General features: G+C 71.8%; 17 protein-coding genes. 8 read left to right on the plus strand and 9 right to left on the minus strand.

The window, feature by feature from the left end; translation table 11 throughout:
• Positions 1 to 97 precede the first annotated feature (97 nt).
• The 3 genes from AC4IHM_RS20320 to AC4IHM_RS20330 all read left to right on the plus strand — a co-directional run bounded on the left by AC4IHM_RS20320 (position 98) and on the right by AC4IHM_RS20330 (position 2,994).
• Positions 98 to 1,006: a ComF family protein gene (locus AC4IHM_RS20320; RefSeq protein WP_490870883.1), complete on the plus strand. Its 909-nt coding sequence runs from the start codon at positions 98 to 100 to the stop codon at positions 1,004 to 1,006.
• A gap of 312 nt (positions 1,007 to 1,318) precedes the next feature.
• Positions 1,319 to 2,011, plus strand: a complete 693-nt coding sequence (hpf, locus tag AC4IHM_RS20325) for a ribosome hibernation-promoting factor, HPF/YfiA family (RefSeq protein ID WP_490868430.1) — start codon at positions 1,319 to 1,321, stop codon at positions 2,009 to 2,011.
• A 224-nt stretch (positions 2,012 to 2,235) separates the two neighbouring features.
• The gene (locus AC4IHM_RS20330) at positions 2,236 to 2,994 is read left to right on the plus strand and encodes a response regulator (protein WP_490868431.1); all 759 of its coding nucleotides are present in this window, start codon (positions 2,236 to 2,238) and stop codon (positions 2,992 to 2,994) included.
• A gap of 6 nt (positions 2,995 to 3,000) precedes the next feature.
• Here the strand turns inward: AC4IHM_RS20330 and AC4IHM_RS20335 are convergent, their stop codons facing one another.
• Together AC4IHM_RS20335 and AC4IHM_RS20340 are read right to left on the minus strand one after the other, a co-directional pair.
• Positions 3,001 to 4,176, minus strand: coding sequence for a winged helix-turn-helix domain-containing protein (locus tag AC4IHM_RS20335; protein ID WP_490868432.1), 1,176 nt, complete (start codon positions 4,174 to 4,176; stop codon positions 3,001 to 3,003).
• A gap of 101 nt (positions 4,177 to 4,277) precedes the next feature.
• Positions 4,278 to 4,850: a GNAT family N-acetyltransferase gene (locus AC4IHM_RS20340; RefSeq protein WP_490868433.1), complete on the minus strand. Its 573-nt coding sequence runs from the start codon at positions 4,848 to 4,850 to the stop codon at positions 4,278 to 4,280.
• Positions 4,851 to 5,128: 278 nt separating this feature from the next.
• Here AC4IHM_RS20340 and secA point away from each other — a divergent pair, with 278 nt between their 5' ends.
• Positions 5,129 to 7,975, plus strand: coding sequence for a preprotein translocase subunit SecA (gene secA / locus AC4IHM_RS20345; protein ID WP_490868434.1), 2,847 nt, complete (start codon positions 5,129 to 5,131; stop codon positions 7,973 to 7,975).
• An 82-nt stretch (positions 7,976 to 8,057) separates the two neighbouring features.
• Here secA and AC4IHM_RS20350 read toward each other — a convergent pair whose 3' ends face one another.
• Positions 8,058 to 8,867: an Rv3235 family protein gene (locus AC4IHM_RS20350; RefSeq protein WP_490868435.1), complete on the minus strand. Its 810-nt coding sequence runs from the start codon at positions 8,865 to 8,867 to the stop codon at positions 8,058 to 8,060.
• 469 nt (positions 8,868 to 9,336) lie between these two features.
• On the opposite strand from AC4IHM_RS20350, the gene AC4IHM_RS20355 reads away from it, so the two are divergent.
• The 3 genes from AC4IHM_RS20355 (at position 9,337) to AC4IHM_RS20365 (ending at position 16,019) form a co-directional block, all read left to right on the plus strand.
• The gene (locus AC4IHM_RS20355) at positions 9,337 to 9,852 is read left to right on the plus strand and encodes a DUF6912 family protein (protein ID WP_490868436.1); all 516 of its coding nucleotides are present in this window, start codon (positions 9,337 to 9,339) and stop codon (positions 9,850 to 9,852) included.
• A 58-nt stretch (positions 9,853 to 9,910) separates the two neighbouring features.
• Positions 9,911 to 10,591: an HAD family hydrolase gene (locus AC4IHM_RS20360; protein ID WP_490868437.1), complete on the plus strand. Its 681-nt coding sequence runs from the start codon at positions 9,911 to 9,913 to the stop codon at positions 10,589 to 10,591.
• Positions 10,592 to 11,054: 463 nt separating this feature from the next.
• Positions 11,055 to 16,019, plus strand: a complete 4,965-nt coding sequence (locus AC4IHM_RS20365; RefSeq protein ID WP_490868438.1) for an NAD-glutamate dehydrogenase — start codon at positions 11,055 to 11,057, stop codon at positions 16,017 to 16,019.
• Between the two features lie 86 nt (positions 16,020 to 16,105).
• Here AC4IHM_RS20365 and AC4IHM_RS20370 read toward each other — a convergent pair whose 3' ends face one another.
• From AC4IHM_RS20370 to AC4IHM_RS20385, 4 genes are all read right to left on the minus strand, one after another.
• A complete protein-coding gene (locus tag AC4IHM_RS20370; RefSeq protein ID WP_490868439.1) occupies positions 16,106 to 17,821 on the minus strand; it encodes a glycosyltransferase family 2 protein in 1,716 nt (571 codons plus the stop codon).
• Positions 17,818 to 20,025 (minus strand): CDP-glycerol glycerophosphotransferase family protein, encoded by a 2,208-nt coding sequence (locus AC4IHM_RS20375; RefSeq protein ID WP_490870884.1) that lies wholly within the window; start codon positions 20,023 to 20,025, stop codon positions 17,818 to 17,820. Before AC4IHM_RS20375 ends, AC4IHM_RS20370 begins: the two co-directional genes overlap by 4 nt.
• 135 nt (positions 20,026 to 20,160) lie before the next feature.
• Positions 20,161 to 21,069 carry an ABC transporter ATP-binding protein gene (locus AC4IHM_RS20380; protein WP_490868440.1) on the minus strand — a complete coding sequence of 303 codons (909 nt, stop codon included), beginning with the start codon at positions 21,067 to 21,069 and terminating at the stop codon, positions 20,161 to 20,163.
• The gene (locus tag AC4IHM_RS20385; protein ID WP_490868441.1) at positions 21,062 to 21,997 is read right to left on the minus strand and encodes an ABC transporter permease; all 936 of its coding nucleotides are present in this window, start codon (positions 21,995 to 21,997) and stop codon (positions 21,062 to 21,064) included. Before AC4IHM_RS20385 ends, AC4IHM_RS20380 begins: the two co-directional genes overlap by 8 nt.
• A 173-nt stretch (positions 21,998 to 22,170) precedes the next feature.
• Between AC4IHM_RS20385 and AC4IHM_RS20390 the strand changes: the two genes are divergently transcribed.
• Positions 22,171 to 22,800 carry a TetR/AcrR family transcriptional regulator gene (locus tag AC4IHM_RS20390; protein WP_490868442.1) on the plus strand — a complete coding sequence of 210 codons (630 nt, stop codon included), beginning with the start codon at positions 22,171 to 22,173 and terminating at the stop codon, positions 22,798 to 22,800.
• Positions 22,801 to 23,183: 383 nt separating this feature from the next.
• On the opposite strand, the gene galE is transcribed toward AC4IHM_RS20390, so the two are convergent.
• Positions 23,184 to 24,164 carry a UDP-glucose 4-epimerase GalE gene (galE, locus tag AC4IHM_RS20395; protein ID WP_490868443.1) on the minus strand — a complete coding sequence of 327 codons (981 nt, stop codon included), beginning with the start codon at positions 24,162 to 24,164 and terminating at the stop codon, positions 23,184 to 23,186.
• An 85-nt stretch (positions 24,165 to 24,249) separates the two neighbouring features.
• Entirely contained in the window at positions 24,250 to 24,726 is a 477-nt protein-coding gene (locus AC4IHM_RS20400; protein WP_490868444.1) for a MarR family winged helix-turn-helix transcriptional regulator, read from the minus strand.
• Between the last annotated feature and the right edge of the window lie 26 nt (positions 24,727 to 24,752).

Raw genomic sequence — 24,752 nt, forward strand, 5'->3', positions numbered from 1 at the left:
CCGGAGTTGTCCACAGGGAGCCGGGCGGCGTTTTCCACAGGCCTGGCGGGGTTCCGCGGGCGTTGGCACAGTGGTGGCCATGCGGGGATCGGGGACATTGCGGGGATGGTGGCGGGACCTCACGGACCTGGTGCTGCCGGCCGAGTGCGGGGGTTGCGGCAGGGCTCGGGCGGTGCTGTGCCCCCGGTGCCGTGCGGCCCTGAGCGGGGCCGCGCCGAGTCCGGTGCGGCCGGTGCCGGAGCCGCCGGGGCTGCCGCTGGTGCACGCGGCCGCCCGGTACGCGGACGAGGTGCGGGCCACTTTGCTGGCCCACAAGGAGCGGGGCGTGCTGGCGCTCACGGCACCGCTCGGCGCCGCTCTGGCGGGAGCGGTGCGGGCAGGCCTGTGGGAGGCGTGGGCGGGCGCCGGTGACGTGCGAGCCGGCGACGTGAGCGCCGGGCGGGTGCGGGGGCCCGTGCTGCTCGTGCCCGTGCCCTCGGCGCGCCGGGCGGTGCGGACACGTGGGCACGACCCGGCGCGGCGGATCGCCCACGCGGCGGCGGGTGAGCTGCGGCGGACCGGGACCTCCGCCCGGGTGCTGGCCGTGCTGCGGCAGCGGCACACCGTCGCCGACCAGTCGGGGCTCGACGCCGGGCAGCGGCTGGCCAATCTGGCCGGGGCGCTGGCGGTGGTCCCCGGCGGCGGGCGGCTGCTGTGCGGCGGTGGGCCGGTCGTCCTGGTCGACGACCTGATGACCACGGGGGCGTCCCTGACGGAAGCGGCGCGTGCCGTGCGCGCGGGGGCGGTCGCGGAGGGGGCCGTCGCGACTGAGTCGCGGGCGGGGCCGGGCACGTACTGGACGGCGAGATCGGCAGTGTATCCGTGGGCCGCGGGGGAAGGCAGAGAGGAACGGGACACCGGGTCCGGCACGAGGGACCCGAACGGAGGCGGTGGCGTGGTCGGTGAAGCGATCTGCGCGGCAGTGGTCGCGGCTTCACCGGACTCTTTCGAAATAAACCGGAACTGACTGAGTAGTTGCGTCGTTGCAGGTAATGAGAGGGTCAATTCACTGGAACGGAGGTAGAGCGCAGGAGAGGGTGACGGCGCCCGTCCGAGCGAGATATGTTCGGTTGTGAGGAAAAGCCGCAGGCCGCACCTCGCAAATCCGAATGCTGTGCTGTGGGTTTTGCGTTATCGCCCGCGCCGGTGGAGTGGAGATCTCGCCCGCGGGGGAGGAGGTGGACGTCACCGAGTCCGCGGTTCCGGGATGGACCGGAATCTGGTGCAAAAGGGAGATGCTCCGCCGTCGAGACGGAGCGATCCGGGAACGGAGTTCTGCGTGGACATCGTCGTCAAGGGCCGCAAGACCGAGGTGCCCGAGCGGTTCCGGAAGCACGTGGCCGAGAAGCTGAAGCTGGAGAAGATCCAGAAGCTCGATGGCAAGGTGATCAGCCTCGACGTCGAGGTGTCGAAGGAGCCGAACCCCCGGCAGGCGGACCGTTGTGACCGAGTGGAGATCACCCTCCGCTCCCGCGGTCCGGTGATCCGGGCGGAGGCGGCGGCGAGCGACCCGTACGCGGCGCTCGACCTGGCGGCGGAGAAGCTCGACGCACGGCTGCGCAAGCAGCACGACAAGCGCTTCTCGCGCCGCGGTTCGCGCCGGATCTCGGCGGCCGAGGTCGCCGACCACGTCCCCGGCGCGGCGACGCTCAACGGGAGCGGCAACGTCGTCCCGACGGAGAAGCAGGACGACGTACCCACCAAGAAGATCGGCTCGCTGGAGGTCCAGGGCGACGGACCGCTCGTCGTCCGCGAGAAGACCCACGTGGCCGCGCCGATGACCCTCGACCAGGCGCTCTACGAGATGGAGTTGGTCGGGCACGACTTCTATCTCTTCGTCGACTCCGAGACCAAGGACCCCAGCGTCGTCTACCGGCGGCACGCCTACGACTACGGCGTGATCCACCTCACCACGGACACGATGGTCGCCCAGACGCACGCCCCCGAGGCGGGCGACGCGCTCGGCGGCTGACACCGTCCGGTGACAGCGGGCCGGTGCCCCTGGAGCGCGTGTGCGCCCCCAGGGGCATCGGTGTGCGACGGTGCGCGTGGGCATGCGACCCCTTCGCGGCCCGCTCGGGCACCCCGGCGTCGGCCGGGCATGGAATCATGGTGTCAACGGCCCAACCGGTGGGTCGTTGCTCTGGGTTGGCGTTGGCTCAGAACCATGGGCCGCAGCCTTCAGGGGGAGGAACGATGGCGGACAGTTTCGGACCGATGCGGGGCGAGGGCGTCGACCACGGAGTCGACGACGGCGCCGCCGGCATGGGCCCGGACGCGGGTGTCGCGCGCAAGGAGCCGATCAGGGTCCTGGTCGTGGACGACCACGCCCTGTTCCGCCGCGGCCTGGAGATCGTGCTCGCGGCCGAGGAGGACATCCAGGTCGTCGGGGAGGCCGGTGACGGCGCCGAGGCTGTGGAGAAGGCCGCCGACCTGCTGCCGGACATCGTCCTGATGGATGTGCGGATGCCCAAGCGGGGCGGTATCGAGGCCTGCACCTCCATCAAGGAGGTGGCCCCCAGTGCCAAGATCATCATGCTGACGATCAGCGACGAGGAGGCCGACCTCTACGACGCGATCAAGGCGGGGGCGACCGGCTATCTCCTCAAGGAGATCTCGACGGACGAGGTGGCCACCGCCATTCGCGCGGTGGCCGACGGACAGTCGCAGATCAGCCCGTCCATGGCGTCGAAACTGCTCACCGAGTTCAAGTCGATGATTCAGCGCACCGACGAACGCCGACTGGTGCCCGCGCCGCGGCTCACGGATCGCGAGCTGGAGGTCCTCAAGCTCGTCGCCACGGGAATGAACAACCGCGACATCGCGAAAGAACTGTTTATTTCCGAGAACACCGTGAAGAACCACGTGCGCAACATCCTGGAGAAACTGCAGCTGCACTCCAGGATGGAGGCCGTGGTGTACGCGATGCGGGAGAAGATTCTCGAGATCCGCTAGCGCGGATCAGGCGAGCAGGCGGGCCAGCTCGCTCACGAGGGGGGTACGCAGGTCCGGCGCCTCGACCCGTTCCACGCGCACATCCGTGCAGTCCACCCAGCTCGCCGCCTCGACCAGGGCCTGGGCCACCGCCGGGACGGCCTTGGCACCGTCCAGCCTGACCTGCCTGGCGACCAGGGTGCGTCCCTCGCGCGCCGGGTCCACGCGGCCGACGAGCCGGCCGCCGGCCAGTACCGGCATCGCGAAGTAGCCGTGCACCCGCTTCTGCTTGGGCACATACGCCTCCAGGCGGTGGGTGAAGCCGAAGACCCGTTCCGTGCGCGCCCGCTCCCAGATCAGGGAGTCGAAGGGCGAGAGGAGCGTCGTGCGGTGCCGGCCGCGCGGGGGTGTCTCCAGGGCCTCCGGGTCCGCCCAGGCCGGCCGTCCCCAGCCCTCCACGGTGACCGGGACCAGGCCCGAGTCGGCGATCACGGCCTCGACCTGCTCGCCCTTGAGGCGGTGGTAGTCGGCGATGTCCGCGCGCGTGCCGACGCCCAGGGAGCGGCCGGCCAGGCGGACCAGGCGGCGCAGGCACTCGGTGTCGTCCAGGTCGTCGTGCAGCAGCGCGGCCGGGACCGCGCGCTCGGCCAGGTCGTACACCCGCTTCCAGCCGCGGCGCTCGACGCACACCACCTCGCCGTACATGAGCGCGCGCTCGACGGCGACCTTCGTGCCCGACCAGTCCCACCACTCGCTGGTCCTCTTCGCACCGCCCAGCTCCGTCGCGGTGAGCGGGCCCTCGGCGCGCAGCTGCTTGAGGACCTGGTCGTAGGTGCCGTCGGGGAGGTGGTGGTTCCAGTGCGGCCGGTCGCGGAAGGCGCGGCGGCGGAACGCGAAGTGCGGCCACTCCTCGATCGGGAGGATGCAGGCGGCGTGGGACCAGTACTCGAAGGCGTGCGTGTCCGTCCAGTAGGCGTCCTCGACCGTGCCGCGGCCCACCGCGCCCAGGCGGGCGTACGGGATGAGTTCGTGGGAGCGGGCGAGGACCGAGATCGTGTCGAGTTGCACCGCGCCCAGGTGACGGAGGACTCCGCGGACGCCCGCGCGGCGGTCGGGGGCGCCGAGGAAGCCCTGGGCGCGGAGGGCGAGGCGGCGGGCCTCGGCTGCGGAGAGTTCCACGGCGGGGGGCGGGAGGGTCGTCATACGTCGGCACGATAGAGGGTGGGTCTGACAGCGGGGCGGCCCGGCGGTGCGGGGTGCCTCCCGGGCCGTTCGGGCACTGGGGGAGGCACGGCAGGCCGCGGCTAGGCGGGCGGGGCCGGGAGGTAGGGGGACGTGGAGGGGAGGGAGAGGTCCGAGGGGAGGAGGGAGCCGATCCAGCAGTCGCGGCGCACGCCGTTGTTGTTGGTCGCGGAGCGCAAGGTGCCCTCCATGGTGAAGCCCGTGCGCCGGGCCACCGCGCGGGAGGCCGCGTTGCCGACCTCGGCGCGCCACTCCAGGCGGTCGATCGCCCGCTCGGTGAAGGCCCAGCGGGACGCGGCGACGGCGGCCTCGGTGATGTAGCCGCGGCCCCGGTACTCCTTGGTGCCCCAGAACCCGATCTCGCCGGCGCCCAGGGAGATCATCGTGATGCCGAGCATGCCCACCAGGTCCCCGGCGGGCAGAAAGAGGCCGAAGGTGAACATCGAGTCGTTCGCCCAGCCGTCGGGGACCATCTGTTCCGTGAAGCCGCGCGCGTGCTCGGGGAGGTAGGGCGAGGGAATCGTGGTCCAGCGCTGGATGTCGGGATCCTGCGCGGCGGTGTACACGGCCTCGGTGTCCCGGGAGCCGACCGTGCGCAGGACGAGGCGGTCGGTGGTGAGCGTGACGGGTTCCATCGGCCGATTCTGCGGGGAGCCCCGCGCCGGGCGCCATTTTTTTGCCCTGCGTGAACAGACAGTCGCTTTACGCGCAATTCGCCGACCGGCGCGGCACCATCCGCGGGGCTTGGACGTTGAACACGGTGCCGGCGACCGGAAGCCGGATATGAGGAGCACGCGGTCCCCGTTGCGGCAGGCCTCCCGGGGTGGCGGGGTCCTCGCATACGATGGCCGTTGCTCAGTCCGTCAAAGGAAACCGACCGTCCCAGGCCCGACCGGCAAGGAGACCAACCCCCGTGTCCGTCCTCTCGAAGATCATGCGTGCAGGCGAAGGCAAGATCCTGCGCAAGCTGCACCGCATCGCGGACCAGGTCAACTCCATCGAAGAGGACTTCGTCGACCTCTCCGACGCCGAGCTGCGGGCCCTCACCGATGAGTACAAGCAGCGCTACGCCGATGGTGAGAGCCTGGACGACCTGCTTCCCGAAGCCTTTGCCACCGTCCGCGAGGCCGCCAAGCGCGTCCTGGGCCAGCGGCACTACGACGTGCAGATCATGGGCGGTGCCGCCCTGCACATGGGCTACGTCGCCGAGATGAAGACCGGTGAGGGCAAGACCCTCGTCGGCACGCTGCCCGCCTATCTGAACGCCCTGTCCGGCGAGGGTGTGCACATCGTCACGGTCAACGACTACCTCGCCGAGCGCGACTCCGAGATGATGGGCCGCGTCCACAAGTTCCTCGGTCTGAACGTGGGCTGCATCCTCGCCAACCAGACGCCGGCCCAGCGCCGCGAGATGTACGGCTGCGACATCACCTACGGCACGAACAACGAGTTCGGCTTCGACTACCTGCGCGACAACATGGCGTGGTCCAAGGACGAACTCGTCCAGCGCGGCCACAACTTCGCCATCGTCGACGAGGTCGACTCCATCCTCGTCGACGAGGCCCGTACGCCGTTGATCATCTCCGGCCCGGCCGACCAGGCCACCAAGTGGTACGGCGACTTCGCCAAGCTGGTCACGCGCCTGAAGAGGGGCGAGGCCGGAAACACCCTCAAGGGCATCGAGGAGACCGGCGACTACGAGGTCGACGAGAAGAAGCGCACGGTCGCCATCCACGAGTCGGGTGTCGCCAAGGTCGAGGACTGGCTGGGCATCGACAACCTCTACGAGTCGGTGAACACCCCGCTGGTCGGCTATCTGAACAACGCCATCAAGGCCAAGGAACTCTTCAAGAAGGACAAGGACTACGTCGTCATCGACGGCGAAGTCATGATCGTCGACGAGCACACCGGCCGTATCCTCGCCGGCCGCCGCTACAACGAGGGCATGCACCAGGCGATCGAGGCGAAGGAAGGGGTGGACATCAAGGACGAGAACCAGACGCTCGCCACGATCACCCTCCAGAACTTCTTCCGCCTCTACAAGCGCCACGACCACACCGGCAAGGAACAGCCCGGTCTGTCCGGCATGACCGGTACGGCGATGACCGAGGCCGCCGAGTTCCACCAGATCTACAAGCTCGGTGTGGTGCCCATCCCGACCAACCGGCCGATGGTCCGCAAGGACCAGTCGGACCTGATCTACCGCACCGAGGTCGCGAAGTTCGAGGCGGTCGTCGACGACATCGAGGAGAAGCACCGCAAGGGTCAGCCGATTCTCGTCGGCACCACCTCGGTCGAGAAGTCCGAATACCTCTCGCAGCAGCTCAGCAAGCGCGGTGTCCAGCACGAGGTGCTGAACGCCAAGCAGCACGACCGGGAGGCGACGATCGTCGCCCAGGCGGGCCGCAAGGGCTCCGTGACGGTCGCCACGAACATGGCGGGCCGTGGTACGGACATCAAGCTCGGCGGCAACCCCGAGGACCTCGCCGAGGCGGAGCTGCGCCAGCGCGGTCTCGACCCCGAGCAGCACATCGAGGAGTGGGCCGCCGCCCTGCCCGCCGCGCTGGAGCGGGCCGAGCAGGCGGTCAAGGCGGAGTTCGAGGAGGTCAAGGACCTCGGCGGGCTCTATGTGCTGGGCACCGAGCGGCACGAGTCGCGGCGTATCGACAACCAGCTGCGCGGTCGTTCCGGTCGTCAGGGCGACCCCGGCGAGTCCCGGTTCTACCTCTCCCTGGGCGACGACCTGATGCGGCTGTTCAAGGCCCAGATGGTCGAGCGCGTGATGTCGATGGCGAACGTCCCGGACGACGTGCCGATCGAGAACAAGATGGTCACGCGCGCGATCGCGTCCGCCCAGTCGCAGGTCGAGACGCAGAACTTCGAGACCCGCAAGAACGTCCTGAAGTACGACGAGGTCCTCAACCGGCAGCGCGAGGTCATCTACGGAGAGCGGCGCCGCGTCCTGGAGGGCGAGGACCTCCAGGAACAGATCCAGCACTTCATGAACGACACGATCGACGCGTATGTGCAGGCCGAGACCGCCGAGGGCTTCCCCGAGGACTGGGACCTGGACCGGCTGTGGGGCGCCTTCAAGCAGCTCTACCCGGTGAAGGTCACCGTCGAGGAGCTGGAGGAGGCGGCCGGCGACCGGGCCGGGCTGACCGCCGACTACATCGCGGAGTCCATCAAGGACGACATCCAGGAGCAGTACGAGTCGCGTGAGACGCAGCTCGGCTCCGAGATCATGCGCGAGCTGGAGCGCCGGGTCGTGCTGTCGGTCCTGGACCGCAAGTGGCGCGAGCACCTCTACGAGATGGACTACCTCCAGGAGGGCATCGGCCTGCGCGCCATGGCGCAGAAGGACCCGCTGGTCGAGTACCAGCGCGAGGGCTTCGACATGTTCCAGGCCATGATGGAGGGCATCAAGGAGGAGTCCGTCGGCTATCTGTTCAACCTGGAGGTCCAGGTCGAGCAGCAGGTCGAGGAGGTGCCGGTCGAGGACACCGCGCCGTCGCTCGACAAGGCCCCGCAGGACGCGGTTCCGGCCCAGGCGGGTGCCCGTCCGGAGATCCGCGCCAAGGGACTCGACGCCCCGCAGCGCCGGGACCTGCACTTCTCTGCGCCGACCGTGGACGGCGAGGGCGGTGTCGTCGAGGGCGAGTTCGCCTCGGACGGCGAGCCCGCGCAGGCGCAGTCCGACGGGCTCACGCGCGCGGAGCGCCGCAAGCAGGCCAAGGGCGGACGCCGCCGCAAGAAGTGACGTTGCGGCGCCTTCGGGGTGCCGTAGCGGTCCGAGGGGCCGGTCACCCCACGGGGGCGACCGGCCCTTCGCCCGTCCGGCGTCAGTCGTCGTCCGTGTGCGGCCTGCGGGGGCCGCCCAGTTCCACCGCCGTGCAGCGCCAGCGCAGGTCCCGGCCCTGCTCCAGGCGGAAGGCCATGGCACGCAGCTGGTCGCCCGCGCCGATGCGGGCGAAGACCTCCAGGGCGCCGGGCCGGGGCTCGAAGTAGCCGATGTCGCGGACGACGGGGTGGGTGCCGCGGGTGCGCAGGGGGCCGCGTTCGGCGAGGTGGGCCAGGTCGTCGTAGGCGCGGCCGGCGGTGTGGCGCAGCATCGAGTGCACGGGGCGCCGGCCGCTGAGCACGTTGAGGAGCAGCTCGGCGAAACGGTCGGTCGGGAGGAGCTGAGGGACGGGGCGGCGCGGGGTCTGGGCGGGGACGAGAGGCGCCGCCGGGGGCGCGGCGGGCGTGCCCGCGGGGCGTGCCGTGGTGGCGTCCGCGACCGGGCGTGGGCCCGTCCTGGTCCGGCCCGCGGGCGCCGTGGGCGGGCGGGTGTCCGTCGGCCTGGTACGAGAGCGCGCGGTCCGGCCCGGGGCCCCCGGCGGACGCCCACCGTGGGCCCCGGCACGCACGACACTGCCACCGGGCCTGCGGGGCGGCGCGCCACCGGGGGCGCGGGACGGGGCGTCGGTGGGGGCGGACGGTGGCGTGGCGCCTGGGGTGTGGAAGGCGGGCGCCTCGGCGGAAGCGGGCGGTGGGGTGACGCCTGGGGTGGACAGCCGGGTGGTGCCGGGTGTGCGGGAGGGCGTGCCGCCGGGCGGTGGGGTGGTGCCGGGTGTGCCGGACGGGACCTCGGCGGGGGCGGACGGTGACATGGCATCCGGTGTGTGGGAGGTGGGTGTGTCGTCCGGGCCGAGTCGTGCGGCCGGGGCGTGTGGGGGGTTCGGTGTGGGAAGGGGTGGGCTGGTGGGGCGGAGCTGGGCTCTGGTCATGACCTTGCGCATGGGGGTCCCCGTTCGGCGGCCCGGGTGATACCGGGCAGTAACTTAGCGGTCGGGGATCTTGTACGGGGTGGGGTGGCGGGACGGCAAGGAGGCAGAGGGGCGGGTCGAGGGGGTCCGGAAGTTCACCTATCAGAGTGACCGGGGCGGTCGCGGGGCCCGGCGTGGAGCGGTTGGACCGGGTGAGTTCCGGGGCCCGAGGTGGACGTGTCGGGTGCCATGGGCGGGAACCCGAAAGGGGACACCCGCACGTATCCTGATGGCCCCTCCGGACCAATCCAGGAGTCACCCCCGGGCCGTCCGAGGACTTCGGCGAAGGCCCCGACCACGAAAGCGGCATCCCATGCGCGTCTACGTCCCGCTGACCCTCTCCGGCCTCGCCGAGGCGCACAGGACGGGACGGCTGGGGACCGGGCCGCTTCTCGCCCACGCCGTCACACCGGCGCTGCGCGAGTGGTACCTGTCGGACGACATCGAGGAGCTGGAGTACGCCGCCCTCAACCGGGCCGCGCTGGCCTCGCTGCGGCTGCTGGCCGCCGACGCCGGTGCGGCGCGCCGCCGGGTCGTGGTCGCCGCCGACGTGCCCGACGGCGCCACCTGGGCCGACCCGGACCGGGGGCTCGACCCGGCGGCGCTGGGCGAGGTGCGGGTCGCCGAGCCCCTGCGGCTGGCCGAGGCGGCCTCGGTGCACATCGACGCCGCCGCTGCGGAGGCGGACGTCACCGCCGCGGCCGAGGCCCTCGCGGCGGCGGACGGCGGGGACGACGACGCCCGGTTCGTGGTGGACGGGGCGGAGGACCACGAGCTGCTCTGGTACGCGACGCAGGAGGTCCCGAACCTGGTGGGTCAGGGCCACTGACCGGGGCCCTGACCCCGCTGCGCCTTGAATGTCAGTGGCGGCGGGTACGTTTTCCGGCATGGGGATGCAGACAGGCGCACACATCGTCTGGGACTGGAACGGGACGCTGTTCCACGACAACGACGCGATCATCGAGGCGACGAACGCGGCGTTCGCCGAGCTGGGGCTGACGCCGATCACGATGGAGCAGTACCGGGCGCTGTACTGCGTGCCGGTGCCGAAGTTCTACGAGCGGCTGATGGGACGGCTGCCCACGGAGGCCGAGTGGGAGGTCATGGACGCGGCCTTCCACCGTCACTACACCGAGCACCGGGTGCGGTGCGGGCTCACCGAGGGCGCCACGGAGCTGCTTGCGGGGTGGCGGTCGGCGGGGCGCAGCCAGTCGATTCTCAGCATGTACGGCCATGACGAGCTGGTGCCGCTGGTCAAGCGCTTCGGGATCGAGACGCACTTCATACGCGTCGAGGGGCGGACCGGGCCGTCCGGGGGCAGCAAGGCCGAGCACATGGTGCGACACCTCGCCCAACTGGCGCTGGCCGGGGTGGAGCCCACCCGGACGGTGGTGATCGGGGACGCGGCGGACGACGCGGTGGCCGCGGGGCACGTGGGCGCGAGGGCGGTGCTGTACACCGGGGGGTCGCACAGCCGGTCCAGCCTCGAGGGGGCCGGGGTGCCGGTGGTGGACACGCTGGGGGAGGCCGTGGTGGTGGCGGAGCGGTTGGCTCTCGCGAGCCGGTAGCCGCCGTCGCCCGTGGAGCCCCGGCGCACTGCCGAAGCTGTGCGGAACGTCCAAGTTCCGGCCGTGGTTTTGTACACAAGCGGCTCGTGACGAGGGCCCCGCGCGGGGCGATAGCCTTGTGGCGTGATCAGCGCGATAGCTCGCGGGGGCACTGGTGTCCCCGCCCCGCGCCCGGTGCGCACGGACGACATCCGTGTCCGGGCGGCGGTCGCTGGTCTTCGCGGGCGGGACGGGGCATCGAAGCCCCCCGGTACGGCGCCGCGCACCACCCGGACCGTGACGGCGAGAGCGATGTCACACCCGGTGAGCGCGGCGACATTGGCCGATATGCCCCCGCTCCTTCCACCTCGCGGCATAGCGTCGGAGCAGACCGGACACCCCGTGTCCCGACGTCATGCCGGAAGGCAGGAGACCGTACTTCCTTCTACGTCACGCAACGGCGCGCGACAGGAGTCAGAGGACAATGCAGACCAAGCTGGACGAAGCCAGGGCCGAGCTGCTCGAAAGGGCCGCACGGGTAGCTGAGAACAGCCCGGTCGGGGGGCAGCTACCGACCGGGACCACGAGCGAGGGGATTCCCGGCCCCGGCACCCGGGGTGCCCAGGGCACCCCGGATCACGCATCGGTGTTCGCGTTCCTCCAGCGCTACTACCGGCACACCGCCCCGGAGGACCTGGCCGACCGCGATCCGGTCGACATCTTCGGCGCCGCCTTCTCGCACTACCGGCTGGCGGAGAACCGCCCGCAGGGCACGGCCAACGTGCGGGTGCACACCCCGACCGTCGAGGAGAACGGCTGGACGTGCAGCCACTCCGTCGTCGAGGTGGTCACCGACGACATGCCCTTCCTCGTCGACTCCGTGACCAACGAGCTGACCCGTCAGCGCCGCGGCATCCACGTCGTCGTCCACCCGCAGATCGTGGTGCGGCGCGATGTCGCGGGCAAGCTGATCGAGGTGCTCCCCGGCCGGCCCGCCGCCGACCTGCCGCACGACGCGCACATCGAGTCCTGGATCCACGTCGAGATCGACCGCGAGACCGACCGCGGCGACCTCAAGCAGATCACCGCCGACCTGCTGCGCGTCCTCAGCGACGTCCGCGAGACCGTCGAGGACTGGAGCAAGATGCGCGAGGCGGCCGTCCGCATCGCGGAGCGGCTGCCGACCGAGCCGGCCCCCGAGGACCTGCCCCCGCGGGAGCTGGAGGAGGCCCGCGAGCTGCTGCGCTGGCTCGCCGACGACCACTTCACCTTCCTCGGCTACCGCGAGTACGAACTGCGCGACGACGACTCGCTCGCCGCCATCGCCGGCAGCGGCCTCGGCATCCTGCGCTCCGACCCGCACCACGAGATCGACGAGAGCCACCCGGTCAGCCCGTCCTTCGAGCGGCTCCCGGCCGACGCTCGGGCCAAGGCCCGCGAGCACCGGCTGCTGGTGCTGACCAAGGCGAACAGCCGGGCCACCGTGCACCGGCCGTCGTACCTGGACTACATCGGCGTCAAGAAGTTCGACGAGAACGGCAACGTCGTCGGCGAGCGGCGCTTCCTCGGTCTGTTCTCCTCCGCCGCCTACACCGAGTCCGTGCGCCGGGTCCCGGTGATCCGGCGCAAGGTGGAGGAGGTGCTGGAGCGGGCCGGCTTCTCGCCCCACAGCCACGACGGGCGGGACCTGCTGCAGATCCTGGAGACCTACCCGCGCGACGAGCTGTTCCAGACCCCGCCCGACGAGCTGCGCACCATCGTCACCTCCGTGCTCTACCTCCAGGAGCGGCGCCGTCTGCGCCTCTACCTGCGCCAGGACGAGTACGGCCGCTACTACTCGGCCCTCGTCTACCTCCCCCGCGACCGCTACACCACCGGTGTCCGGCTGCGGATCATCGACATCCTCAAGGAGGAACTCGGCGGCACCAGCGTCGACTTCACGGCCTGGAACACCGAGTCGATCCTGTCCCGGCTGCACTTCGTGGTCCGGGTGCCGCAGGGCACCGAGCTGCCGCAGCTGTCCGACGCCGACAAGGAGCGCATCGAGGCCCGTCTCGTCGAGGCCGCCCGCTCCTGGTCCGACGGATTCGCCGACGCGCTGACCGCCGAGGTCGGCGAGGAGCGGTCCGCGGAGCTGCTGCGCCACTACGCGAATGCCTTCCCCGAGGGCTACAAGGCCGACCACGGCCCGCGTTCCGCGGTCGCCGACCTCGGCCACCTGGAGCGGCTCGACGAGGAGAACACCTTCGCGCTGAGCCTGTACGAGCCGGTCGGCGCCGCACCCGAGGAGCGGCGTTTCAAGATCTACCAGAAGGGCGGCTCGGTCTCCCTGTCCGCCGTGCTGCCGGTGCTCAGCCGGCTCGGCGTCGAGGTCACCGACGAGCGGCCCTACGAACTGCGCTGCGCGGACCGCACGACGGCCTGGATCTACGACTTCGGCCTGCGCATGCCGACCTCGGCGGCCGGCGGCACCGACCACCTCGGTGACGACGCCCGCGAGCGCTTCCAGGACGCCTTCGCCGCCACCTGGAACGGCAAGGCGGAGAACGACGGCTTCAACTCCCTCGTGCTCAGCGCCGGGCTGACCTGGCGGCAGGCGATGGTGCTGCGCGCGTACGCCAAGTACCTGCGGCAGGCCGGCTCGACGTTCAGCCAGGACTACATGGAGGACACCCTCCGCAACAACGTCCACACCACGCGCCTGCTCGTCTCCCTGTTCGAGGCACGGATGGCGCCGTCGCGCCAGCGGGCCGGACGCGAGATCGTCGACGCCCTGCTGGAGGAGGCCGACGCGGCCCTCGACCAGGTCGCGAGCCTCGACGAGGACCGGATCCTGCGGTCCTTCCTCACCGTCATCAAGGCGACGCTGCGGACCAACTTCTTCCAGGAGGCGAGCCGCGGCAGGCCGCACGAGTACGTCTCCATGAAGTTCGACCCGACGGCCATCCCCGACCTGCCCGCGCCGCGCCCGGCGTTCGAGATCTGGGTGTACTCGCCGCGCGTCGAGGGCGTGCACCTGCGCTTCGGCAAGGTCGCGCGCGGCGGCCTGCGCTGGTCGGACCGCCGGGAGGACTTCCGCACCGAGATCCTCGGCCTGGTCAAGGCGCAGATGGTGAAGAACACCGTCATCGTGCCGGTCGGCGCCAAGGGCGGTTTCGTCGCCAAGCAGTTGCCCGACCCGAGCGTCGACCGCGACGCCTGGATGGCCGAGGGCATCGCCAGCTACAAGACCTTCATCTCGGCGCTGCTCGACATCACCGACAACATGGTGGCCGGCGAGGTCGTCCACCCGGTGGACGTCGTCCGGCACGACGAGGACGACACCTACCTCGTCGTCGCCGCCGACAAGGGCACCGCGAAGTTCTCGGACATCGCCAACGAGGTCGCCGAGGCCTACAACTTCTGGCTCGGCGACGCCTTCGCCTCCGGCGGCAGCGCGGGCTACGACCACAAGGGCATGGGCATCACCGCCCGCGGCGCCTGGGAGTCCGTCAAGCGGCACTTCCGGGAGCTGGGCGTGGACACCCAGACCGAGGAATTCAGCGTCGTCGGCATCGGCGACATGTCCGGCGACGTGTTCGGCAACGGCATGCTGCTCAGCGAGCACATCCGCCTGGTGGCCGCCTTCGACCACCGGCACATCTTCGTCGATCCGACCCCGGACCCGGCCACGTCGTACGCCGAGCGCCGCCGGCTGTTCGAGCTGCCGCGCTCCTCGTGGGAGGACTACGACACCGGGCTGCTCTCGGCCGGCGGCGGGATCTTCCCGCGTACCGCCAAGTCGATCCCGGTCAACACGCACATGCGCGAGGCCCTCGGCATCGAGCCCGGCGTCACCAAGATGACCCCGGCCGAGCTGATGAAGGCGATCCTCACCGCCCCGGTGGACCTGCTGTGGAACGGCGGCATCGGTACGTACGTCAAGGCGTCCACCGAGTCCAACGGCGATGTCGGCGACAAGGCCAACGACGCCATCCGCGTCGACGGCAAGGACCTGCGGGTCCAGGTCGTCGGCGAGGGCGGCAACCTGGGGCTGACCCAGCTCGGCCGGATCGAGATCGCCACGCACGGCGGCCGGGTCAACACCGACGCCATCGACAACAGCGCGGGCGTGGACACTTCCGACCACGAGGTGAACATCAAGATCCTGCTCAACGGTCTCGTCAAGGACGGCGACATGACCGTCAAGCAGCGCAACAAGCTGCTCGCCGAGATGACCGACGAGGTGGGCACGCTGGTCCTGCGCAACAACTACGCGCAGAACACGGCGATCGCCAACGCGCTGGCGCAGTCCAAGGACATGGTCAACGCGCAGCAGCGCTTCATGCGGCACCTGGTCAGGGAGGGCCACCTCAACCGGGCCCTGGAGTTCCTGCCCACCGACCGCCAGATCCGCGAGCGCATCGGCGCCGGGCAGGGCCTCACCGGCCCGGAGACGGCCGTGCTGCTGGCGTACACGAAGATCACGGTCGCCGAGGAGCTGCTGCACACCTCGCTGCCCGACGACCCCTACCTCAAGGCCCTGCTGCACTCGTACTTCCCGACAGCGCTGCGCGAGCGGTTCCCCGAGCACCTCGACAGCCATCCGCTGCGCCGGGAGATCACGACGACCGTCCTGGTCAACGACACGGTCAACACGGGCGGTACAACGTATCTGCACCGGATGCGCGAGGAGACCGGCGCCTCCCTGGAGGAGATCGTGCGGGCGCAGACCGCGGCTCGGGCGATCTTCCGCGCCGCCCCGGTGTGGGACGCGGTGGAGGCCCTGGACACCAAGGTCGACGCGGCGGTGCAGACCCGCATCCGGCTGCACTCGCGCCGGCTGGTCGAGCGCGGCACGCGCTGGCTGCTCAACAACCGGCCGCAGCCGCTGGAGCTGGCCGAGACCGTGGAGTTCTTCGCCGAGCGCGTCGAGCAGGTCTGGACGCAGTTGCCGAAGCTGCTGCGGGGCGCGGACGCGGGGTGGTATCAGCACATCTACGACGAGCTGACCGCCGCCGGTGTGCCGGACGAGCCGGCCACGCGGGTGGCCGGGTTCTCCTCGGCCTTCCCGACGCTGGACATCGTGTCGGTGGCCGACCGGATGGGCCGGGAGCCGCTGGACGTGGCCGAGGTGTACTACGACCTGGCTGACCGGCTCGGTGTCACTCAGCTGATGGACCGGATCAGTGATCTGCCGCGGTCCGACCGCTGGCAGTCGATGGCTCGGGCGGCGATCCGCGAGGACCTGTACTCGGCGCACGCGGCGCTCACCGCGGACGTGCTGGCGGCGGGGGACGGTACGGCCACGCCGGAGCAGCGGTTCGAGGCGTGGGAGAAGAAGAACGCGGCGATTCTCGGGCGGGCGCGTACGACGCTGGAGGAGATTCAGGGGTCGGACGCCTTTGACCTCTCCAACCTGTCGGTGGCGATGCGGACCATGCGGACGCTGTTGCGCACGCATGCGTGACGGCGTGAGCGTGAGCGTGGGTGTGTGACGTGACGTGAGGTGCCCCGGGTGATGTGCCCGGGGCACCTTGCGTCGTCCGGCGCGGGTCAGCGCAGGATGGCGGCCGCCAGGCGGGCCGCTCTTCTTGTCCGGGGAGTGGAGAGGCGGTGCAGGGCCGGGCGGATCAGGGCGGCCGTGCTGCCGGTCGGGTGCCAGCCGATCCGGAGGCGGCCGGGGTTGTGGCCCTCGGGTTCCACCGTGACCCGGTGGGGGGTGGTGCCGGCGCGGTAGGGGACGCGGGCGGTGAGGGGCGGGAAGGACGGCGGGGCCAGCAGGATGCCCGTGTGGTTCCGGCCCTGGTGGTGGAGGCGGAGCACGGGGTGGCGTACGCCCTCGAAGCCCTGGAGGGGGAGGCGGGCCGCCGCCAGGTCCAGGCGGACGCGGCCCTCGAAGAGGCCGGGCCGGACGGGCGAGAGGCGGAAGGGGACCGTCAGACGACGCCGGCCGGGGGAGAGGTGGAGCACGGCACGCAGGGGGCCGACCGGGAGGCGCAGGGCCGGGTCGTGGGTGCGTACGGTGAGGTCGACCGAGGCGCCGGGCCCTCGCGCGATTCCGGTGATCTCGTGCCGGAGCAGGGCGGTGAAGAACGGCCGGGTGTCCAGTTCCAGGTCGGTCAGGTCCAGCTCGCGACGGGCCTCGTCGGACGGCGGGACGCCCTCGCCCCAGTAGGTCCGGCCGCTGTCCTCGTCCCATGTCACCCGGGGCGGTGCCACCGCGTGGCCGAGGCCCCGGGCCGCCGTGCGTACGTCGGACAGGCGCCGGTCGCGCAGCAGCCGGAGCACGACCCGTTCGTCGCGCGGCAGACGGGCGTAGGCGCCCCGGGCGAGCGTGTCGAGGTACGGGGTCATGATGTCCGCGAAGGACGCCAGCCACGCGTCGTCCCGGTAGGGGAGGTCACCGGCGTACATCCGGAAGTCGTGCTTGAGGAACTTGAAGTCCTTGTCCTCGCGCAGCGCCTCGTTTCCGCTCCGGGCGAGGAACGCGTCGATGAGGCGCTGGACGTGGACGCGGTCGCGGACGTTGGTCAGCTTGTGCCGCTGGTTGGAGATGGAGGCGCTCTCGGCGGCGGCGTACGGGGCGATGTACCAGCGGTAGACCGGATCCGGGATCACGGTGAACCGCTCGGCCAGGCAGTACGCCTGCGCCGAGAAGAGCTGGTCCTCGTAGTGGATGTCCTCGGGGAAGCGCAGGCCGTGCCGGTCGAGGAAGGCGCGGGCGTACATCTTGCTGGTCGACAGGTGCTCGAAGAACAGCCGCGGGTCGGCCGCCACGCCGTCGAGGGTGCGGCGCTCGGCGACCAGGTGCGGCATCCAGGTCGTACGGCGTCCGCCGTCCACGCGTATCCGGTGCACCGCGCCCATCGCGAAGTCGAGGTCGCGTTCGCGGTGGGCGGCGAGCAGCGCCTCGACGGCGTGCTCGGGGAGTTCGTCGTCGCTGTCCAGGAACATCAGGTACGGCGCCCGCGCGATCTCCAGGGCGCGGTTGCGCGGCACGCCGCATCCCCCGCTGTTCTCCGGCAGGCGGAGGTACACGACGCGGGGGTCGCGGGCCGCCAGTTCCCGTGCCACGTCGGGGGTGGCGTCCGTCGAGTGGTCGTCGCTGATGACGACCTCGATGTTCGCGTGGCTCTGGCGGAGCACGGAGGCGACCGCGCGGGGGAGGCGTTCGGCGTCGTTGTAGACGATGACCGTGACGGTGACGTCCGGGGCGCTCACGGGCCGGGGCGTCGGCGGGCTCGTCGACGGACTGGTGGCTGTGTTCATGACGCGGTGGCCTCCTCGGGGCTCGGGGCCGGGGTGCGCTCCTCGATCGGCAGTACCGGGGGCAGCGTCCGCTCGTCCTCGCCGAGGAAGACCCGGCGCACGACGCGTTCGGCGGCGCGGCCGTCGTCGTACTCGCAGAACCGGCGCCGGAAGGCGGCCCGCGCCTTGGCCGCGCGTTCGTCGCGCCAGGCGCCCGTGGTGAGGATCTCCGTCAGTTCCGCCTGGGTGCGGGCGACCGGTCCCGGCGCCTCGGCCATCAGGTCGAAGTAGACGCCGCGCGTGGTGCGGTACGTCTCCCAGTCGTCGGCGTGGATCACGATCGGGCGGTCGAGGTTGGCGTAGTCGAACATGATCGACGAGTAGTCCGTGATCAGCGCGTCGGCGGCCAGGCACAGTTCCTCGACCGGCTCGTAGGAGGAGACGTTGATGATCCGGCCGGTGCGGCGCAGGTCCGTCAGCGCGGCGGACGGGACGGAGGCGGGCTCGTAGAAGTAGTGGGCGCGCACGAGCAGGACCGTTTGTCCCCCGAGGTGCTCGGCGAGCGCGGCGAGGTCGAGGCGCGGGGTCCAGCCGGCCTCGTAGTCGCGGTGGGTGGGCGCGTACAGGACCGCCCTGCGGCCCGGCGCGATGCCGAGGCGCTCGCGGACCGCGCGGACCTCCTCGGCGCCGGCGGTGTAGTAGACGTTGTTGCGCGGATAGCCGTGGTCGAGGGAGACATGGCGGGACGGGTACGCCCGCTGCCACATGCGGGTGGTGTGGCTGTTGGCGGAGACGCTGTAGTCCCATCGGTCGACGCGCTCCAGCAGCGCCTGGAAGTCCAGGCCGCGCGCGGCCGCGGGGTAGGGCAACTGGTCCAGGCCCATGCGTTTGAGCGGGGTGCCGTGGTGGGTCTGGAGGTGGACGGTGCCCGCGCGTTTGACCACTGGGTCCGGGAAGTTGACGTTGTTGACCAGGTACTTGGCGCGGGCCAGCACCTCCCAGCAGCGGCGGGTGCCGGGGACGACGTGGTCGGTGCCGGGCGGCAGCAGGGCGGCGCCCGCGGCGGTGACCACCCACACCGGGTGGACGTTCGGGGCGAGTTCGGCGAGCTTGGCGGCGATCGCGGCCGGGTTGCAGGCCACGCCGCGGTTCCAGTACGCCGAGAAGACGGCGAGGTGCGGGTCGACGGGGCCGGCGAGCGCCCTGCGGTACTGGAGGGCGCGCACCCGGCTGCCGGCCCGGTGCCTGCCGGTGCGCACGGCCGACCGCACCTGCCGGCGGGTGCGGTTGGCGGCCTGGAGGGCGCGGTACTTCGAGTAGGCGCCCTCCTCCAGCAGCGACCGGCGTACCCCTTCGAGGCCGGCCGGGCGCGGGCCGCCGTCGGGGAGGTGGCGCCGGGCGGCCAGGGCGGCCCGGCGGAAGAACTCCCGTGCCACGTCGTCCGGCATCCCGGCGCGGGCGAAGGTGTGCAGGCAGTCGCGGACCATCACGTCGTACAGCACCGCGTGCGCGGCAGGCCGGTCGGCGGCGAGGCCGAGGAGGGTCTCGTAGCGGTCGACCAGGGCGCAGCGCTGCTCCGGCGGGGCGGGCGGGAGGCTCTCCGGGCGCAGCCGGCGGTCCTCGTACGCGGGGTGGGGCAGACAGGCGACGCGGTCGGCGAGCAGCAGCGCGGCGAGGGCGGCGAAGGGCTCGTCGTCGGTGGTGAGGAGGCGTTCGCGCGCCCGCCAGAAGCCGGCGCGCACGGCGCGGTTGCCGAGCAGCGGGGCCGTTTCGAGCAGTGCCGCGTGCTCGTCGAGGGCGAGGCCGGCGCGGCCCGCGCGGGCGAGGCGGGGGCCGTCGGGGGAGGGCAGGTTGGCGGCCCGCCACGTGCTGCGGACGTGGTCGAACAGCAGGACGTCCACGGAGTCGGCGAGGCCGGCGGTGTGCCGGGCGATCGTGCGCGGGGCGCCCGGGGGCAGCCCGTCCTTGGCGTGGACGAAGTGCAGCCACCGGCCCCGCGCCCGTGCCGCCCCCGCCGAGCGGGCGGCGGCGTCGCCGGCCCCGTCCGGCAGGGGCAGCACGGTGAACTCGGGCGCGTGCCGCCGCGCCGTCTCCCGGGCCCAGTCCCCGACGGCGGCGACGATCACCTCGACGCCGGTGAGGGGGTGGGCGTCCAGGGAGTCGAGGAGCGCGGCGAGATGGCCCTGGACGTTGGGTCCGTGGACGACGACGCTGAGTTCGGGGATCTCGGACATCGCGGGGGACTCCTTCGCCTTCGTCGCTCCCGGATCGCTCCTACTGGCCGGTTCTATTCGGTCATCGTGACATTGATCGGACAAAAGGGTTAATCGAGGATGCGCCTCCCGAGGGAGGCAGGGCGGTCACAGGGCGGCCTTCGCCTGGGGCGCGGGGTCGGCCGCGGAGTCGGTCGTGGGCTTGGCCGCGGGCTTGGGGCGGGCCTTCGGCTTTGCCGTCCTGTCCGGGCCGCCGGTGAACTTCTCGTACTCCTTCAGAACGTCGTCCGTCGGTCCGTCCATGCGCAGCTCACCGCGCTCCAGCCACAGCACCCGGTCGCAGGTGTCGCGGATGGACTTGTTGCTGTGGCTGACCAGGAACACCGTGCCGGCGTGCTTGCGCAGCTCGCGGATGCGCTGCTCGGAGCGCTTCTGGAAGGAACGGTCGCCGGTGGCCAGGGCCTCGTCGACGAGGAGGACGTCGTGGTCCTTGGCGGCGGCGATGGAGAAGCGCAGCCGGGCCGCCATGCCGGAGGAGTACGTGCGCATCGGCAGCGTGATGAAGTCGCCCTTCTCGTTGATCCCGGAGAAGTCGACGATGTCCTGGTAGCGCTCCTTGATCTGTGCGCGGGACATGCCCATCGCCAGGCCGCCGAGGTAGACGTTGCGCTCGCCGGTGAGGTCGTTCATCAGGGCGGCGTTGACGCCGAGGAGCGAGGGCTGGCCGTCCGTGTAGATGCGGCCGTTCTCCACCGGGAGCAGGCCCGCGACGGCCTTGAGCAGGGTCGATTTGCCGGAGCCGTTGGTGCCGATCAGGCCGATGGCCTCGCCCCGGTACGCCACGAAGGACACGTTCCGCACGGCGTGCACCCGGCGCACGCCCGCCGCCTTCTCGGTCTTCCCGCGGCGCAGTATGCGGTTGAGGGCGGCGGTCGCGGTGCCGCGGCCGGCCCCGGTGCCGTTGACCCGGTAGACGATGTCGACGCCGTCGGCGATGACGGTGGGGACGCGCTCGCCCGTCTGCCGGGCGGTGCTGCCGGTGTTGTTGTCAGCCACGACCGTACGTCTCCTCGGCCTTCCAGAAGTAGATGAAGCCGCCGATCCCGGCCAGCAGCGCCCAGGCCGCCGCGAACGCCCACACGTGGGGCGGCAGCTGGTCCCCGCCGTAGCTGTCGATCAGGGCGAAACGCATCAGGCCGATGTAGACGGCCGCGGGGTTGAGCTGGAGGGCGGTGCCGACCCAGGACGGCAGGTCGCTGTCCGGGCCGGTCAGGTGGTGGATGCTGAACATGACGCCCGAGCCGTACATCCAGGTGCGCAGCAGGAACGGCATCAGCTGGGCCATGTCGGGGATCTTGGAGCCCAGCCGGGCCATGACCATCGCCAGGCCCGCGTTGAACACGGACTGCAGCACCAGCGCCGGAACCGCGAGGACCCAGGACAGGGTGGGCGGCACGCCGAAGGCGAGCAGGATCACGACGAGGGCGGCCATCGAGAACAGCAGCTGCTGGAGCTGCTGGAGGCAGAAGGAGAGCGGCAGCGCGGCGCGCGGGAAGTGCAGCGCGCGGACCAGGCCGAGGTTGCCGGAGATGGCCCGGGTGCCCGCCATGATCGAGCTTTGCGTGAACGTCCACACGAACACGCCGGTGACCAGGAACGGGACGAAGTCCTCCACGCCCCGCTTGGTGTTCATCAGCACGCCGAAGATGAAGTAGTACACCGCCGCGTTGAGCAGGGGCGTCATCACCTGCCAGACCTGGCCCAGCTTGGCCTGGGTGTACTGGGCGGTGAGCTTGGCGGAGGCGAAGGCGGTGATGAAGTGCCGGCGCTCCCGCAGCCGGCGGACGTACTCCGGCAGGGAGGGGCGGGCGCCGCTGACCGACAGGCCGTGCCGGGCGGCGAGGGCCGCGAGGTCGTGGCCGGCGGCGGGTCCGGGGGCCGGCGGGTCCGCTGTCGGGGGCGGTGTGTGGAGGACCTGACTCACATCCGCTGCTTTCGCTCGGGGGGAGGGAGGGGGGGGCGGCACCCGTCGTTCACCTGAGTGATCCCGGGGGTTCACTTACGTCGGGACGGGACCGTATCGTCGTGACGTGAGCGTAGGACGTGGCCACGCCGGAACGCAACCGTTCCGTCGTGACGCCCCTATGCTTGGCGCGCATGACGACCAACGCCGACGAGCCGCAGCCGCGCCCGCGCCGCCGGCGGGCCCCCGCCGGGGCGGCCGTGCTCCGCGAGGACGTGACGGAAGCCATCAGGGCGGCGGTCTTCGAGGAACTCGCTGCGGTCGGCTACGCGCGGATGTCCATCGAGGGGATCGCGCGCCGTGCGGGGGTCGGCAAGACCGCGGTGTACCGGCGCTGGCGCTCCAAGCTGCACCTGGTGCTCGACATCGTCTCGGCGCTCGCCGTGCAGGGCCTTCCCGCGCCCGACACCGGGGCCCTGGAGGGCGACCTGCGGCTGCTGTACGAGGTGACGTCCCGGGCCCTGCGCCACCCGGTGGCCTCGCAGATCATCCCCGACCTCCAGGCGGAGGCGGCCCGCAATCCCGACATCGCCGAGGCGCTGCGGAAGGCCCTGCGGGAGGGCCAGGACGGCGTCGCCAGCAAGATCCTCGCGGCGGCGGCGGAGCGCGGCGAACTCGCCCCCACCGTCGACACCGACCTGGCGCTCGACCTGATCTCGGGCCCGCTGTACTGGCGCTCGGTGGTGATCCGCAGCCCGAAGCTGCCCAAGGGCTACCTGGGGGCGCTGGCCCGCGCCACGGCCGAGGCCCTCAAGGCGCTCTGAAACCGCCGGGGGCCTTCGGCGGAGAGAGCGCGGGGGGCGTCAGGACACACGGCCCCGGCCCATGGGCCCACGGCGATCGGATCGTGCGGCAGAGCCGCCGGTGCGGGCCGGGCGCCGCGCGGCTCGCGTGGCCGCGGCGGTGTTCCGTTCCGTGACCGCCGTGCGGCCGAGGCCGCCGGTCGGCGGGTGCCGGGTGCCGGGTGCCGGGTCGGCGGACGGTCCCGGGCCGCGCCCCGTCGCCGCGTTCCCGCCGCCCGCCCGGAGGGCGCGGGCTCGTCGGCATCCGGTGTGCGTGGTCGCAGGGCGCCGGAGCGGGGCCGCGCGGGAGTCCTGGCGGGGCGGCGAGTGTGCGGGCCGGGCGGGCGGGGATCCGACGCGAGGGTCTACTCCCGCGCCGCCCCCGGGTGCAGCCGTACCCAGCCCGTCCATGCCGATGTGATCATGTCCTCGATGTCGTACTTGGCCTTCCAGCCCAGTTCGGCGGCGGCGCGGTCGGCCGAGGCGACGACGCGGGCCGGGTCGCCGGGGCGGCGGGCGGTGACCGTCGGGGGGCGGTCGTGGCCGGTGAGGGCGTTGATGCGGTCGATCATCTCGCGGACGGAGACGCCCTCGCCCCGGCCGATGTTGAGGGTGAGGGCGCGGCCCGGGGCGGCCCGGAGGGCGCGGGCCGCGGCGACGTGGGCCTCGGCCAGGTCGACGACGTGGATGTAGTCGCGGACGCAGGTGCCGTCCGGCGTCGCGTAGTCGTCGCCGAAGACCCGCGGGGCGGCGCCCTCCGTCAGCTTCTCGAAGACCATGGGGACGAGATTGTGCACGCCGGTGTCCGCGAGCTGCGGGCCTGCCGCGCCCGCGACGTTGAAGTAGCGCAGCGCGGCCGTGGACAGGCCCGACGCCCGTCCGGTCGCGCGGACCAGCCACTCACCGGCCAGCTTGGTCTCGCCGTAGGGCGACATGGGCGCGCACGGCGTCTGCTCGGTCACCAGGTCGACGTCGGGCATGCCGTACACGGCGGCGGAGGAGGAGAAGACGAAGGACGGGACACCGGCCGCCGTGACCGCCTCCAGCAGGACGCGCAGGCCCTCGACGTTCTCCCGGTAGTAGCGCAGCGGCAGCTCCACCGACTCGCCGACCTGCTTCTTCGCCGCGAGGTGCACGACACCGGTCACGGAGTGGTCGGTGAGGGCGCGCGCCACCCGCTCGCCGTCCAGGACCGAGCCCACCACGAGGGGGACACCGTCGGGCACGCGCTCGGCGATCCCGGTGGACAGGTCGTCGTACACGACCGCCTGCTCGCCCGCCTCGGTCATCGCCCGTACGACGTGCGCCCCGATGTATCCGGCGCCGCCGGTGATCAGCCAGGTCATTGCGGCCGTCCCCTCGTCAGTGAAGTCTCGGTCGGTCCCCCGCGGTTCATGATCCGGCATACGGTTCCCCGGTGGCACCCAGTCGTCAGGATGCGGTCCGGGAGGCGGGCGGTTCCGTCGTGTAGGCGTCGATGGCCGCCGTGAGCCGGTTCAGACGGGTGCGCAGGTCCTGGACCTCCGCGAGGTCCAGGCCGGTCGCCGCGGCGATCCGGCGCGGCACCTCCAGGGCCCGCTCGCGCAGCGCCACGCCCTCGGCGGTCGGCCGCACCTCCACCGAGCGCTCGTCGCGGGCGCTGCGCTCCCGGCGGACCAGACCGGCCGCCTCCAGCCGCTTGAGCAGGGGCGACAGCGTGCCGGAGTCGAGCCGCAGATGTTCGCCGAGCCTCTTCACCGGCAGCTCCCCGTGCTCCCACAGCACCAGCATCACCAGGTACTGCGGGTAGGTGAGCCCGAGGTCCTTGAGGACCACCCGGTAGACGCCGTTGAAGGCGCGGGAGGCGGCGTTCAGGGAGAAGCAGATCTGCTGGTCGAGGCGGAGCAGGTCCGTGCCGGGCGTGGTCATGCGCTCCAGGGTAACCGACAGGCCTT

The sequence above is a fragment of the Streptomyces sp. SL06 genome (assembly GCF_058244745.1).